Source organism: Thermopolyspora sp. NPDC052614 (genome assembly GCF_040678635.1).
Taxonomy (GTDB): domain Bacteria; phylum Actinomycetota; class Actinomycetes; order Streptosporangiales; family Streptosporangiaceae; genus Thermopolyspora.
Genome location: NZ_JBFATZ010000035.1, coordinates 1 through 14,825 on the forward strand (window position 1 = coordinate 1; position 14,825 = coordinate 14,825).

12 protein-coding genes are annotated in these 14,825 nt (G+C 67.2%); 2 read left to right on the plus strand and 10 right to left on the minus strand.

What is annotated here, in order from left to right:
* Window positions 1-157: 157 nt before the first annotated feature.
* On the minus strand, window positions 158-559 hold the full coding sequence (locus AB0K60_RS37045; protein ID WP_364066331.1) for a hypothetical protein: 402 nt from the start codon (window positions 557-559) through the stop codon (window positions 158-160).
* Window positions 553-6,360, minus strand: a complete 5,808-nt coding sequence (locus AB0K60_RS37050; RefSeq protein WP_364066333.1) for a polymorphic toxin-type HINT domain-containing protein — start codon at window positions 6,358-6,360, stop codon at window positions 553-555. The genes AB0K60_RS37045 and AB0K60_RS37050 overlap by 7 nt, the downstream gene beginning before the upstream one ends.
* Before the next feature lie 127 nt (window positions 6,361-6,487).
* Here AB0K60_RS37050 and AB0K60_RS37055 point away from each other — a divergent pair, with 127 nt between their 5' ends.
* Entirely contained in the window at window positions 6,488-7,930 is a 1,443-nt protein-coding gene (locus tag AB0K60_RS37055) for a recombinase family protein (RefSeq protein ID WP_364066335.1), read from the plus strand.
* Window positions 7,931-8,003: 73 nt separating this feature from the next.
* Here AB0K60_RS37055 and AB0K60_RS37060 read toward each other — a convergent pair whose 3' ends face one another.
* The 8 genes from AB0K60_RS37060 to AB0K60_RS37095 all read right to left on the minus strand — a co-directional run bounded on the left by AB0K60_RS37060 (window position 8,004) and on the right by AB0K60_RS37095 (window position 13,495).
* Entirely contained in the window at window positions 8,004-8,153 is a 150-nt protein-coding gene (locus AB0K60_RS37060; protein ID WP_364066338.1) for a hypothetical protein, read from the minus strand.
* Window positions 8,154-8,409: 256 nt separating this feature from the next.
* A complete protein-coding gene (locus AB0K60_RS37065; RefSeq protein ID WP_364066340.1) occupies window positions 8,410-9,966 on the minus strand; it encodes a replication initiator in 1,557 nt (518 codons plus the stop codon).
* Window positions 9,967-10,057: 91 nt separating this feature from the next.
* Window positions 10,058-10,432, minus strand: coding sequence for a hypothetical protein (locus AB0K60_RS37070; RefSeq protein ID WP_364066342.1), 375 nt, complete (start codon window positions 10,430-10,432; stop codon window positions 10,058-10,060).
* Window positions 10,433-10,611: 179 nt separating this feature from the next.
* Entirely contained in the window at window positions 10,612-10,857 is a 246-nt protein-coding gene (locus tag AB0K60_RS37075; RefSeq protein WP_364066344.1) for a hypothetical protein, read from the minus strand.
* 244 nt (window positions 10,858-11,101) lie between these two features.
* A complete protein-coding gene (locus AB0K60_RS37080) occupies window positions 11,102-11,803 on the minus strand; it encodes an FtsK/SpoIIIE domain-containing protein (RefSeq protein ID WP_364066347.1) in 702 nt (233 codons plus the stop codon).
* Entirely contained in the window at window positions 11,803-12,582 is a 780-nt protein-coding gene (locus AB0K60_RS37085) for a hypothetical protein (RefSeq protein ID WP_364066349.1), read from the minus strand. Before AB0K60_RS37085 ends, AB0K60_RS37080 begins: the two co-directional genes overlap by 1 nt.
* Window positions 12,579-13,010: a hypothetical protein gene (locus AB0K60_RS37090; protein ID WP_364066351.1), complete on the minus strand. Its 432-nt coding sequence runs from the start codon at window positions 13,008-13,010 to the stop codon at window positions 12,579-12,581. Before AB0K60_RS37090 ends, AB0K60_RS37085 begins: the two co-directional genes overlap by 4 nt.
* Window positions 13,010-13,495 carry a hypothetical protein gene (locus AB0K60_RS37095; protein WP_364066354.1) on the minus strand — a complete coding sequence of 162 codons (486 nt, stop codon included), beginning with the start codon at window positions 13,493-13,495 and terminating at the stop codon, window positions 13,010-13,012. Before AB0K60_RS37095 ends, AB0K60_RS37090 begins: the two co-directional genes overlap by 1 nt.
* A 119-nt stretch (window positions 13,496-13,614) precedes the next feature.
* Between AB0K60_RS37095 and AB0K60_RS37100 the strand changes: the two genes are divergently transcribed.
* Window positions 13,615-14,430 carry a GntR family transcriptional regulator gene (locus tag AB0K60_RS37100; RefSeq protein ID WP_364066356.1) on the plus strand — a complete coding sequence of 272 codons (816 nt, stop codon included), beginning with the start codon at window positions 13,615-13,617 and terminating at the stop codon, window positions 14,428-14,430.
* The last annotated feature ends 395 nt before the right edge of the window (window positions 14,431-14,825 follow it).

Here is a 14,825-nt window from a genome sequence, read left to right on the forward strand (position 1 = left end):
AACCGCCGCCATGCCCAAGACCCCGCCCGCTGCCTCGTAACCCTCGGCCTCACGTGATCAAACCAGACAAAACGCGAGAACGCCGGAGCCCTGCCTCGATCCTGGAAACACCCGCCGTCCCACGGCAATCAGGCGAGAATACGTTTTCTGATATGAATCACCCATCCGAAGATGTAAGCACCACCATCTTAGCCGCGATCGCGTGCATCTCCGTCGGCCCGACTGTTCGCAGCCAGTAGAGTTCCGGCAACCCTTCAAATCTCACCACGAGTTTCTCTGCTTCCTCAGGCCACGGGGAGCCCACTCGCGGCAGGTAGGTGACCGAGATTTGATCGACAAAGGAGCCGCCTATGTCGTCGCCTTTGCTGATGGAGAAGTATCGCACACCCTCTAGAAGCATGCTTACGAACTCCGACTTCTGGCATTGTGTGAGCTTTACGTCCACGTAGTCGACTGCCCCGGTGGCATATGTCGCAACAGAATCGATGAAGCTTCCTTCGCAGTGCGCAAAGACCTGATTGAATCGATCACAGGCCGTTTCGACCTCACTTTTCAGCACTTCAAATTCTCCCCATGGTCATGGTCGAGTATCTTATTGCCGTTATCGTCCCAGCGCTGAGTTCCATTCTTTTTGTTTGGCCCCATGTCGATCTTGGTGGTTCGGGTTACCCGTCCATCGGCGAGTCGTATAGTAACCGTACTTCCATCTGAAGCCTTGTACGTGGCGTATGCCCCACTTTGCGATATTGAATGCAGGTAGAAGCCGTGCTTATAAAGCGTGGCATCCGCTTGTGTCTGGGTCATACCGTTAAGGCTCGGAAGTCCGCGGACTATAGGATCCGGCGGGTTCAGCTGGGCGTTATGAACGAGTGCATCGATGCCTCCGACGCCTACAAAGTAGGTGTGGAAGTGATCGACGGTAAGATTGTACACCTGCTGATCGGATCGGTTGAACTGCCGGGTTCGGACAACGGTAAAGGTATCGCCTTGTGCGCTTTCGAGCTGCATCCCGTGACGGAGGTGTCTGGCGTGGATCCAGCGATGCTCGTTCGCCACCCAGAACGGATGTGTTTCCGTCGCCATGACGGTACCGGTTTGATTGCCCGCGTCGTTGTCTGTGTCGACCGTGATCTTAACGAGTCTCTTGGCGCCTCGGCTGGTGATGACGGCAATCACCGGTTGGTCTTGCGTTTTTTCAGTCTTGGGGTCGGTGGCGATGACCATGTCGCCGACTTTGAGCTCTTCGATGTTCTTGTAGGTTCCGTCGGCCATGAGCACGCGGGTTCCGGGAACGAAACTGGAACAAGGGCGTGTACTCTTCGGCCGCACTATTTGTTTACCCATGCCGGCGGCAGCCTGTAGGGCATCGGTACACTGTTCCTTGCTACCTAGGCTGCAGTAGATGCCCGCGTTTACGAGGTGATAATATCTCCCCACGTACATGAGGATCCCCTGCTGCCAGGCGGGTATAGGTTCACGCTCTTCGATTTCCAGAGTTTTAATATTGATCTTCACTGGCGACTTACCGCCGCCGCTACCGTTCGCTTTTCGATGCGCTGCGACCTGGTTCCTGGCCCTTATTTGTTCCTTGCGAGCCTGGTCCGCTCGGGCTCGCTGACGTTCCTGCGCAGCCTTGAGGATCCTCCGGTGATCTCTGAAATGTTGTTCGGTGATCCTCTTTCTTTCTTTCTCGGATTTTTTCAGCCAATTTTTGTCGTGTCCGGGGTGCGGTTCCAGGCCCTCACGGTCGGTCAAACCGATGGGGTTTCCTCCGGCGTAGCCGTAGGCGTTGGTCAGTTGAGGTTCGCTGATGTTGATCAGTGGATCGGGGCTGAGGAATTTGGTGATGGACGGGTCGTAGTAGCGGTGGCCGAGCTGAATGAGGCCGGTGGCGGCGTCTTCGGTCTTTCCCAGGAACCCGCGGTCGGTCAGCAGAATGTCGTCGCGTCCGCCACGAGAAGCGCCGTAGGGGAGATAGCGCTGCCGGGTGGCTACTCCGGTGGCATCGTCTATGGCGATTTGGGTGCTGTTTCGGCCATCTGAGGCCAGCCACGTCACGGCGGGCTGTCCCGCGGTCCGCATCGCGACGACGGCGGCGTCCGCAGACACGTAATAGCGTTTGCCCGTGACGTGGCCGTTGGCCACCGTCAGTTCAAGCTCCGTCCCGTCCAGATACAGGGTGGTCTTATCAGGGTCTCGTCGTATCAGCCGGTCACCGTCGGCGGTGTAGACGTATTGGCTGGTCTGCCCGTCGACGACTGCCTTGGTGAGCTGGCCTGACTCGTCCCATTCGTAGGTGTGGGTCTTGCCGTCTGTGACCTTGGCGATCATGCGGCCGTTGGCGTCGTAGGTGAAGGTGTCGGTACCTGAGGGACGGGTGATCGTGCTGACCGCGTTCGGCCGGACGGCGGAGGCGCCGGCGGCCGGGTAGGAGAACGTGGAGGTCTGGCCGCTGTCGGTGAGGGTGGTGATGTTGCCTACGGCGTCGTAGGTGTAGGTCTGGGCGTAGGGGTCGATGCCGCGGCCGTCGGCGGCGGATACGCCGCCTGCGCAGGAGGTGGCGGTGGTGGTCCAGGCGGCGGTCAGACGGTGCCGGCCGTCGTAGGTGAAGCATTCGGACTGGGCTTCGGTGCCGCCGGTCACGGCCGAGGCCGCGTCGAGGATGCGGGTGATCTCGCCGGACAGGTCGTAGGTGTATTGGTCGTCTTGCACCAGTTGAGGCGAGGAGGTGTCGGCTTTTGCGGTAGTGGTCAAGCGCGACAGCCACCCGGTTGCCGTGTCCCAGGTTAGGTTTCTCTTCACCTGGCCGTTCGGCCCGTAGGAACGCTCGGTCAAACGGGCGGTGGGTGAGTAGAGGGTGTCTTTGACGTAGGTGAAGCCTCCGCCGAAGTCCGAGGTCAGTCCTTTGGCGAGGCCGAGATCGGTGTATTCGAAGGTTAGTTTCTCGGCGGGCAGCCCACCGGCTGCGGGCATCCCCACCTCGGTCAGTTCGCCTGCGTTGTTGTAGGCGGCCGTGAGGGTGTAGTCGCCGGCCAGCGGACCTTCTGATGCCGGGATGGTCACGGTGGTGCCGGTGGGACGGCCCATGGAGTCGTAGCCGGTGACGCGTTCGGTGTACGCGTTTCCCTCGACATAGCGGGTGGCGGACGTGATTTCGCCCTTGGCCAGGGTGTCGTACACCCACTCGGCCAGCTTGACACCGGTGCCGGGATCACCGGCCCACATCCCGGTTCTCCGGCCGAGATCATCGTAGGTGTGGGAGATCTTCTGGCCTTTTGCGTCGAGGGTCCAGGCAAGCCGGCCACCGCTGTCGAAGTGCTGCTGGGTTTCTCCCGTGTCGGGGTCGGTGGATGCGATTCGGCGCCCGAGCAGGTCATAGGCGTAGGTGCGGACGTTGCCGTTGGCGTCGATGGTCTTCGTAAGCCACCCGTTGACGTCGTAGGTGTTGGTGGTGTCGTTGTGGGTGCTGTCGTCCACCCACTCTTCGATCTTCGTTATCAGTCCATCGACATCGGTGTGATGGACGGTCTTTGCGCCCACTGGGGGGACTATCTCAGTGCGGTCGCCAAGGTGTCGCGTCGTAGTGCGGCTATGCTCGGAAGATCCCGAGTACTTCACCTCTGCGATAGCCCGGCCGAGATGGTCGTAGGTGGTCTTGGTCCACTGAGGCAGGTCGGCCGGTTCGGGGTTCAGCAGACCGGATCCCGGATCATCTGTGTTGTGGACGGGCTCGGCCTTGATCGCCGTATTCCCTCGGCCGTCATACATTGTGACGGTGACGATCCGCCCACCGGCGGGAGAGGCCGTCTGTTCTTCCCGCTCATTTCCGAAACCGTCGAAGTAGGTGTGGCTGGTCGTCCATTTGGCGTCGGGGCCAGAGCCTGATCGCAGATGGTCGGTCGTCGTACTAGTGGCGGCCGTCACCTTTCCAGTGTCATTGTCGACAGGGATACGGTAGGTGACCCTCGCCGCAGGGGTGTCGCCGCTCTTGGGCTTTTCCGGTGTCCACAGCGTCGTGGCACGGCCGAGGGCGTCGTAGTCGACGTTGATGTCGTGCCCGTTCGGGTCGCGGATGCCGACGGGTTCGCCGTGGAGATGGGAGGACCAGGTCGTGGCCGCATGGCCGAGTTGATTGGTCACGGTCACGCCGTTGGCCGGCCAGCCGACCGCGGGATTATAAGTCGTGGTCGTGGTCTTGCCCAAGGGGTTGGTGACGGAGGTAGTGCGACCGTAGGCGTCGTATCCGTTCTTGGTCGCGGAAAATGTGTCCGCGTCGCTCCATTCCCGTTTTTCGGTGACGTTCCCCCACATTGGTGTGTTGGCGTCCGGGTCGGTGCTGCCGTCATAGAGGTTCACCGTGCGCGAGACCAGTGGTCCGCCGCTGCAGTCGTCTCCTTTCCGGGCTTCTGTTGTAGCGGGAAAGTCGATCATCCATTTGCCGCCGGCGGTGTTACGCGCGTAGGTGTGCGTGGTGCATACGTTGTCCGCGGGCACCCCGTCCTGGCCGAAGTCGTGTATTTTGATCGGCGATCCGTAGGCATCGAAGAACGCTCGTGCGTCGCTGAAGCGGTACCGGCCGTCAGTGAAGCGTTCGCGCAGGCGTTGCCGGTTCAAGATGACCATGGTCGCCCCCGTGGGGGCGGTGGCGCCGTTGGTGCGTATCTCGTACTCGTAGCGGATGGATTCGACTTCGAGGTAGCCGTCTTCGGTGCTGTTGGTGGGGGTGGCCGGGACCGCGGAGGTGTCGATTCTCAGGTTCTGCCAGGGTGACCAGGTGGGTGTGGCGCCGTCGGTGTGGGCGCTGATCCTGGCGCGCCATTGGACGCGCCAGCCGTCGGTGAGCTTGCCGGCGGGTACCGTGGCGTAGGCCTTGCGGCCGTGGACCAGGCCGGTGGCCGAGCCGGTCCAGATCTGGCCGGTGCCTTGTGCCGGTGCCGCAGGGTCGTGCTGGAGTTCGTAGTCCACCCGGGCTCCGTCGGCCACCGGGACCGCGACGGTGGTGGCCAGGGTCGGGGTGAGGGAGGTGGCGACGTTCTGGCCGCCCAGGGTCAGGCTTGGCTGTGTCTCGAAGCCCTCCACTCCGGGGCTGGAGAAGGTGATGGAGATGACCGGGGTGTGCTCGGGCTGTAGTTCGTTGTTGAAGATGCGTTCATACATCTGGCTGCCCGACTCCGTGGCGCCTTTCACCCGTAGCCCGTGGTTGGCGGCTCCGCTCGCCCATGCTTGGACGATTTGGGTGATGGGCCAGGACCATTCGACATCGCCCTGCTCGTTGCAGTTTTGCGGGTCGGTGGCGGTGGCCTGGCCGGTGCCGGTGACGGATGGCTGGTCGCTCCAGGTGACCCACGGTTCCCATGCTTGGGTCACCCGGTTGACGACCAGGCCGGAGGTTGGGCAGCCCCAGGAGAAGACGTTCCACAGCTTGAGTGAGGCGCTGCTGATCTGTTTGCCCTGCAGGGCGGACAAATCGAACTTCAGCAGGGCCCGCTGATAGACCGGGTCCGATGGGGTGCCGGAGGTTCCCACGTCAAGCGCCCAGGCCGGCTGGTCGTCGGAGTAGATGGAGGCCGAGGTGGTGCCCGGCAAGGTGGTGGTCGGGTCGAGAGTCACCGGATACGTCGTTGCCGGGTCGGTCAGAAAGCCGGTGTCGGGAGTGAGGACCAGCAGTTGCCCGTCGCCGTCGGCCTGGCGCACCGTGATGTCGATCTTCTTTGTCCGGGCGGGCCGGGTCTTGCCGCCGGGTCCGCTGCCGCTGCTGTCGCGCATCAACGGCGCCGGGGCGGTGGCCAGCACGGTGTCGCCGTCGCGGATTCGCAGCCCGCCGGTCGTGCCGTCTTCGTGCAGCTTCACCCCGTCGGCCTGGACGTGGATGGGGTATTCCACCGGGCCGGTGGGGCGCTGATGCAGCACCACATCGTGGCGGAATCCGGTCGGCAGGGCGGTGACCACCAGATCGGCCCCGGCGGCGGCCGCAGGGTAGGTGGCGACATTGCCCTGGATTTCCGGTTTGGGCAGCGGGGTGGGCCATCTCAGCGCGTAGGAGCGGCCCTCGCCCAGGCGCATGGTGACGAACGGGCCGCTGCCGCCGGTGGAGAACTCCACGTCCACGCCGGGGCCGGGCACCTTGGGCCGCAGCACGGTGCCGCTTTCGACCAAGGTGGTGTCCACCTGCTGCCAGCCTGCTCCGCGTTTGACGCGCTGGGGCCTGTTCCACAGCTGGGCGGTGAAGGTCCTGCCGTCGGGGTTGGCGACGATCCGGCTGGTCGGGGAGCCCGCGGCGGCGATCTCCACGGGCTTGCCGGAGATCACCGCGGCCTGCTGGGCCTGGATCTGATCCGTTAAGGCCAGCGCGCCGTCCACGGGTGGTTCACCGGGTGCGGACCCGGGCGTGGTCGCTGCGGGCGCCTGACCCTCGGTCGAGAAGCTTTCAAAGAAGTACCATGGATACATGAACACAGCGACGTTTCCCCAGCTAGACCGCATCCTGATGACCGGGCGCGAGTATCTACGCGTGTCCAAGGACCGGTCCGGCCGTATGAAGTCCAACGGCCAGCAGCACGAGGACAACCAGCGAGCCGCCGAGCGGCACGGCATCACGCTCTTGGAGCCCTACGAGGAGCAGGAAGCCGTATCCGCGTCCCGGTACGCCCGCAAGACACGCGACGACTTCGAGCGCCTGATCTCTGACCTGAAGGCCGGCCGGTTCGGGGCCGATGTTCTGGTCTTATGGGAGTCCTCTCGCGGGTCGCGCCGGGTAGGCGAGTGGGCGACGATGTTGGATCTGCTGGAGGATCGCGGCATCCTGATTCACGTGACCAGCCACGGCCGGACCTACGACCCCGCCAACCCCCGGGACCGCCGGTCGCTGATCGACGACGCCAACGATTCCGAGTACGAGAGCGCCAAGACATCTATGCGGATCAGACGGGACATGAAGGCCAACGCCGCCGAGGGCCGCCCGCACGGCGTGTGCCCCTACGGCCTTCGTCCCGTTCACGACCAGCGCACCGGCCGCCTGATCACATGGGAGGCAGACCCCGACAAAGCCCCCGTGATCGAGGAGTTGTTCAAGCGGCTCCGCAAAGGCGAGAGCTTCAAGTCCATCACTAAGCTTTTCGCCGAGCGTGGGATCACCAACCGCAAGGGCAAGCCGTTCAGCCATCAGCACCTACGCGACATGGCGACCAAGGCCGCGTACGCGGCTTACCGCGTCTACAAGGGCGAGCTGATCGAAGGAATCTGGGAGCCGATCGTAGACCGCGATCTGTTCTGGGACGTGCAGCGCATTCTGACCGAGCCCGCGCACCAATCGTCGGCCCCGCGTCCGGGCCGGGTTCTGCATGAGTACACCGGCACGATCAGGTGTGACGTGTGTTCCGGTCCGATCGGGACCGTCGGTACCCGGGGCCGCGCGGAGTACAAGTGCCAGAAGAACGGGTGCATCCGCATCAACAAGCCCGAGGTTGACCAGGTCGTGACGGGCGTCATCCTGGCGTATCTGTCGCGCCGCGATGTGTACCAGGCGCTCAACCGGCGTGCCGACCCCGCAGCCGTCGCCGAGGTCCGCGCCGAGCTTGCCCGTCACCGCGCCGAGCTTGCCAAGGCCGAGAACCAGACCCCCACCACGGTGGACGAAGCGCGGATGTTCGCCCGGTTGGTCGAGGAACTGAGAGGCAAGGTCGCCGACGCCGAGCGCAAGCAGCGGGAACTGACCACCCCATCAGAGCTGAATCACCTGATGGAGCCCGGGGCCGACGTGGCCAAGCGATGGAAGGCCGCCCCGGTATCGGCACGGCGCAAGGCTGCCGCGATCCTGCTGACGCCCGAGCTGATCGGGGAACTCCGCATCACCCGCTCTCCGGTGAAGAACCACCGGGTACCGGTGACGCAGCGGATGATTTGGCGTCGCGAGCCGAATCAGCCGAGCTAGGACGATGCCCCTCCCGCGCTGGACTCGCGCCGGCACCCCGCCGCACTGATCTACGGGGAGCCGGTGCAGTCCGCTACAGGGCGAAGCCCAGCAGCAGCGCCAGCGTTTCGCACTGCTGGTCGTTCAGGAGCGGACACCGGCTGACGACCTGGTGAATGTAGGCTTCTAAACCCTCATCGCCGTGCCCGTGCTGTGGCCGCTCATCCGGCCCGCTGTCGCTCATCTCGTCTGACACCGCCCCGCAACGGCCCGCGCGAGAGGGACGCGGACCCGCCCGATTCATGATCGTTTGGTTGTGCCGGTCGTGGCCGGCGCCCACCCACCCACCCACGCGCGTGGTTGCGCGCCGTGACGGATGTACGGCTTGGTCAGCGGGGAAGAGCCAACCCCAAGAATGGTGTGCCTTCGGCACCCGTTCGCCCACCCGGCGCACCCTCGCGTGTGCGTGGCCGGGAACACGTGGCGCTACCCGGTGCGTGTCACTCGATCAGGCCAAGCCGGGCCGCCGCCCGCGCCGCCCGGTGCTGACGCCCCAGCGATCCGGCAAGCGCCGCGTCCCCGAAGGTGGCATATCCCAGGCCCACCATCCGCCAATGCCCGGCCACCACCCACGACCCCCCGCCGTCCCCGTCGCCGTCGTGCTCATCGTGTGCGGCCCAGGGGTCCGGCCCATCCCTGTCCGCCGCGCCCGTGGCGATCCGCCAGGCCCGGCGCGCCGCCCGCAGAACCGCGAACGTCACCGAGTACCGGCGGCTCTTTGAGGTCACGTGCCCGGCGAAGCCGAGCGTGTGCACATGCCGCGCCAGCCGCAGCCCACGGCACGCCGGATGCCTTGCCAACGCGCGCACCGTCTCAACCAGCGCCCTCACATGCCCCGGCACCGCGTCACTCTCGCCCGGCACCAGGCGCTCACCGCGCCCCCGGGACGCGGGCAACCCGCTCATCGCGTCCCCGAGGGTCTTGGTCGCGTACTTGGCCAGGTACCCCGCCAGCCGCGCCACCGGCCCCCGAGCACCAGACCCCGACCCGGAGCCTGAGCCGCTCTGGTTGATCGGCCGCACGTCGAGCTGCTCACCCCAACGCGCCACCCTCGCCACCCCGTCAATGTCCGGCAGCGGCACCCGCACCCGCGCGCCCGCCTGGGCGATGGCAGCGGCCAGCAGATCCACCCCCGCCCACGCCGGAGGCGCGACGATCCGCTCCGGATCATCGCCATCAACCCCGTCAAGGCGGGCGATCACGTGCAGGTGCACCACGCCCCGCCGCTGGAACTCCGCCACCTTCACATACGACACCCGCAGCAGCGCGCGCACACCCCGCACCGTCACCGCGCGCCCTCCGATCGCCGGGCACAGCGCCGCCAGCGCCCGATACACATAGATCACTGTGCGCCGCCACAACTCCCCGGCGTGCGCGTTCCACAGCACCATCCCGGCCAGATCGGCGCACTCGTCGCACAGCGGAGCCCCGATCAGCCCGTCATCCGGTCCGTGCCGCAGCCCGCAGCCCCGGGGCTTGCCGTGCGGGCACAACGCCGCATCCCGCCGTCCCCGCCGTCGTGGCCAAGGACGGCACACCCCGCCGCCCCGGAAGGCATGCACCCGCCCAAAGCTGGGAGCGGTGAACGTCGCCAGGACCGCCGGATGATTGCCTACCGTCGCCGGAACCACCCCCGCACCCGGCACACCCACCGGCGAACTGTGGCCGCCCTCCTCGTGGTGCCCGTCGCGACCGGCCAGACCCGAGGCGAAGACATGCCAGGCGTCCGCCCGGTAGCGTGCCGCGCACGGCGGGCACACACTCTCGCGGCGATCCTTGCAGGCCACCAGGAGTGTCCCGTTCGGTTCCCCGGCGGTGCTGTAGGTGGCGTCCACCTCACCGGTTGCCGCATCGACGCGGGCCACGCTTCCGGCCAGGCGCACCGGCCGCACGCAGAACCCCGCCCGTTCCACCTGCGCCGACCAGCGCCGATACCCCGCGTCATCGCCCACGCGGTTGAGCATCTGGGCCAGCACCGGCGATGCCCCCTGATTCATGGTCTCCTTCCCCTGCCCCTGCCGCCTGGCTGGTATGGGCCGTGCGCCCCGGCACCGGGCTACCGGGAACGCAGGTCATCACGCGTGGCTGCTACTGGTTCGCCAGCCGGAACAGCAGCCGCGTGCACGTCGCCGGCACGAACCCACCCCGCCCGGCGACCCGATACCACACGACCGAGCGCTGACCGCACCGGACGTAGCTGCTCTCACCGCTGGTCAGGTCACAGGCGTTCACCTCCGCGAACTGCCGCAGCGCCCCCACGACTCGCGAGTTGACGGACGGGTGCTCCCGCAGCGCCACGGTCTTGCCAGTGATCAGGATGCCGAACTGGGACCGCCCGGCGCAGGCCGGGGCCGCACCGCCCGCCGCCGAGCCGCCCGAGGTGGCAGCCGCAGCCGGGGCCGCCCACGCCCAGACGGCGAACGCGGCGACCAGCGACAAGGTGAGGATGGATCGCATGGACATGGTCGTACTCCTTCTGTGTGATCGATTGGATTCGCCGAGTAGTCATCGTTGAGTGGGTGGTGGACCGGGGCACCAGCCGGATCGACCGTGCCTATGCGGGCACCGCCCACGTGATCGCCCTGATCTGTTGTGCGCCCGCCCCCGAACGGGCGCACGCCCCCGGGCGCGGGGGCCGATTTCTAGATCGCCTTGACCGGCGTCCAGCGAGCCAGCACGGCCCGCCGCAAGCGGTCCAGGTCTTCGGGTGCGTCTAGCATTCCGGCCCCCAGCCCGCCGCAGTCCCACGGCGCGTGAACGAACCGGGCCAGACCCGCGTCCAAGTCCGCCAGACCGCCGCGCGCCAGCCACTCGATAAAGCGTTGGGCCGCGTACTCGTCACTGATCTCGACCTGTGAGTAATCCCGGTGCGCGATCCAGATTCTCACCGGCCTCTCCCTTCCCCCGCCGCACACCGTGCGGCGCGTCCCCAGCGTCCCCCCAAACACCCTGTCAGGGTGTAGGCGACTAATGGTCAGATATCCCGTCAACGGATGCTTCTGGAACCCGGTTCGCCCGATCCGGCAATCAACCGCGAATCCGCGCGAAAGCCGCATTTCCCCGCACCTATGACCATTTAGCGGCATGCCGTTACCTATCCGGACCGGCCGAAACCGGTAACAGATCCGCATATCAGACACCCCGCAGACGCGCCGCGTACGCCGCCACGCCCGCCAGATCCTCATCCGACAGGTAACAACCCTTGGCCCGAACCGGCTCACGCCCGGCCAGCAGCAGATATCCGACACCGGCCGCGCCCAGGGGGATTTGTGAGGCGTCGAAACCCCGCGACGCCCACCCCGCGCCCAGCACCGTATCGGAGGCGTCGCGGGTGGAGCAGCGAAGCGCCCAGCGGATATCGAACAGGTCCCTGATGTAGGTGGGGACCACATCCGAGCCGGGTTTCTGCGTCGCGGCGACCACCCGGATCGCCGCCGCGCGGCCCCGCGCGAGAAGCTCATGCAGCAGAGTAAGGAACCGCTCGCGAAGCTTCTTGTCCGGGTGCAGGCTGAACGCCGCCAGCTCATCGACGACCACCAGCAGCGGCCCGAACGGGTGCGTACGGGTGATCTTCCGCAGGCCCGCGCCCGCCAGGAACCCGTACCGTTCCTCCATCTGTTCCGACGCCCAGGAAAGCGCCTCGATCGCTCCGGCGATGTCGGAGCGGACCCCGCCGTGTGCGATCGCCTCCCACGTCGCCAGCTCGACCCCGTGCTTGCCGTCGATCAGCACCAGCACCGCGCCCGGGTCCAGGCTCGCCCCCGCGATGATGGTCTGGACCGCCACCGACTTGCCCGACTCCGGCGATCCGCCGATGAGCACGTGGACGCCCATCACCCATCACCCCCCGGGGCAGCCTCGCCACCGTCGCCGTCCCCGGAGCCGTCGAACAGCGCCAGGTACAGCACGCTCCCGCCAGCCGAGACCCCGACCGGCAACGGGTCCCACATCGAGGCTTGCCAGCCGTGCAGCCACGGACGCGCCCACGGCCAGGCCACCGGCCCGGGTTCGTCCAGCAGGTCACGGCGGATCACCTCCACCCGCACATACCGGGCGTTGTCGGGATCGCGCTCCGCCCGCACGTCGGCGACTTCCAGCGACGCGGTCAGGTACTCGATGCGGTCTGCCACATCGGCGACCGCCGCGCCTTTGGGCAGGCGGACCCGCAGCACCTCGCCCACCGGCGTACGCTCCGCCCGCGTGATCCGGGGAACGCGGTCGTTGTGCGTGGCCAGCCCCGCGAACCGGCAGGCCCGATCCCACCGGCGCACCACGCGCGAGCGCCACAGCATCGCCCCGATCCGGGCGCGCACGTCCGGCAGCCCGAGGACCACGCCCACCAGGCACACCGCCGCCGCCGAGGCACCCACCAGACCGGCCGCCAGCCGTCCGGGCCACAGCGCCGCGCCCGCCAGCCAGCCGCCGCCGACCAGCGCCACCACCGTCAGCGACAACGCCAGCTCACGCCGACCCAGCCACAGCGGCCGAAGCACGTACATCGTCAGCCGCGATGTGGTGGTCGCCTCGACCCGTACCGGGATCTGGGGCATCTCCACCGCAGGCGGCAACCCCGAGGGACGCCCCGGAACCTGCGGACCCATGTAACCGCTCACCCCGTCACCTCCCAGCCGTGCCGTTCGGCCGCCGCGTGCGACGCCGACCACGGCGACGAGGAGAGTTCGGCCGCCCACTCCGCCGCCGACTTGGGCGGGGTGTGCTCCACGGTGGGCGCGCGCCACGGCGGATCATGCGGCTCCACCAGCTCAGCCCTCAGCAGGTTCGGCACCGCAGCGCCGGCAGCGGCGGCCCGCCGTGCCCAGCCGCTCTCACCTTCGGCGTAGCACTCGCGGACCTCCCGCGTCCACAGCGCCACCCCCCGCGCCAGACGGGTCGCGAACGCCAGAGCGTCAGCCGCGCCCAGCCCGTCAACGGCCACGATGAACGGCCGCCCATCGGACCCCGTCACCCGCAGCACCGGCCACCCGTCCGGGATGCGGTAGCACAGCACCCGGCTACCGGCTTGCGGCCTGATGACCGGCATCACACCTCACCCCCGCCCGGCACCGGCGGACCCGCAGGACCGCCAGGCCCACCCGGGGAAGCCGGGGGAGCGCCGTGGCGTACCGGGGCGTGCGGGTTGCGGCCCGCGCGGGCACGCCCGCCGCCGGGCGGTTCGCTCTGCTCCATCACCCCCGCCGAGTCCGCCGACTCCGCCGGGAACGCGCCCGGCCCGTAGCCGATCGGTTCGACCGCGCGAGCCTGCCACCAGCGCATTTCGCCCTCTTTGGCGGTGGCGAAGCACAGCCCGCTGATCTGTACGGGCTGTCCCTGCGCGAGCTGGACCGCGCCGACGACCGTGAACTTGATCTTCATGGAGTCGGTTCCATCCATAGCGAGAACGGTCACTTGCATGACCGGCTCGCCGTCGTCGGTTACCTTCGCCTTCTTGGTCGCGAAGTCCCGGGCGGGCGTGGGCGGAGCCGCCACCGTGAACGCCAGCCCGGACGTGTCGATCGGGAATTGCATGAACCACTCTCCGTCCAGGGGAGCATTGCGCGCTAAGGTTTGCGCGCAAACTATGACGTACACAGTTAGACGCGCTAACATCGGCACGTCAAGCGAAAGGGCGCAGGAGACGAACCCCCATGCCGAAAAAGCATTCGACCAACGGTCACCATCCCGGGCACATCGGCGAGCCGCACCACCCCCACGCCCGCGCCGATTCCCCGGCCGTCGCCCCCCAATGGGTCCGCATCACCGCCGAGCTACGCCAGGCCATCGCCACCGGCCACTACGGACCCGGCGCGTTGCTACCCTCCACGGCCGAACTGTGCGACGCCTATCAGGTGTCCACCACCACCGCCCGGCGCGTACTCGGCCAGCTCGTGATGGAAGGACTCGCCGAGGCCCGCAAGGGGCGCGGGACCGTCGTGATCCGCCCCCAGCCCCGCCGCACCCAACCCGTCCGCCGCTACAACCCCGCAGACGGACCGGCACCGGCCGACATCGCGCAGACCGTGATCACATCAGGACTGGACATCCCACCGGCCGACATCGCCGCCTTGATCGACGCCGACCCCGCGCGCCCGCTGTTCCACCACGCCACCGCCCTAGCCGACGCCTACGGCAACCCCGTCGAACTGTGCGACGCCTACGCCGCCCCCGACGCCGACCCCGAGCCGCTCCGCCGCAGTCTCGACGCCGGGCACGACTGGCCGGATGCGGTGCGCAAGGCCACTGGCCGCGCCCCCGCCTACGCCTCCACCGCCATCACGGCACGCCAGGCCACCCCCGCCGAAACAGACGCGCTCGCCATGCGCGCCACGGCCGCGATCGTGCTGATCGCCGACACCATCACCTACGACCACAGCCGCCGTGCCCTGGCCATCATCCGATCGGTCACCCCCGCCGACCGAACCCGCCTAACCGACTACTACCAAACCCCCGAGCCCGCCCGCTGATCCCCGGAGCGGTCAGCCCCCTCACACGACCCCTGTAGCACAAGACCCCCGGTGGTTCCACACACCGGGGGTCTGTCTCATCATGCCACGCTCTGTGTGATGAGTTTCCCTACAACATCAAGGCTCGCTCCGCGAGCGCCCTGGAGCGGAATAGTCCCGCTACCGTCACCGTGGAAGGCCATGGGCATGAGGCTTTTCATATACCACGCCTGGAACGCCGGTGCGCGACCGGTACCGCGCCGCTCCGCCACCGGCAGAACTGCGCTTCGCTTGCCCTACGGGTGGCCTTCGGCCATTCCGCCGGCCGCTCCGCTTCCCATCCACATGGTCGCCAACCTTCCGGCAACCCCGGTGCCCCCGCGGTTTCGATCATGATGCGGCGATACGCGGCCGAC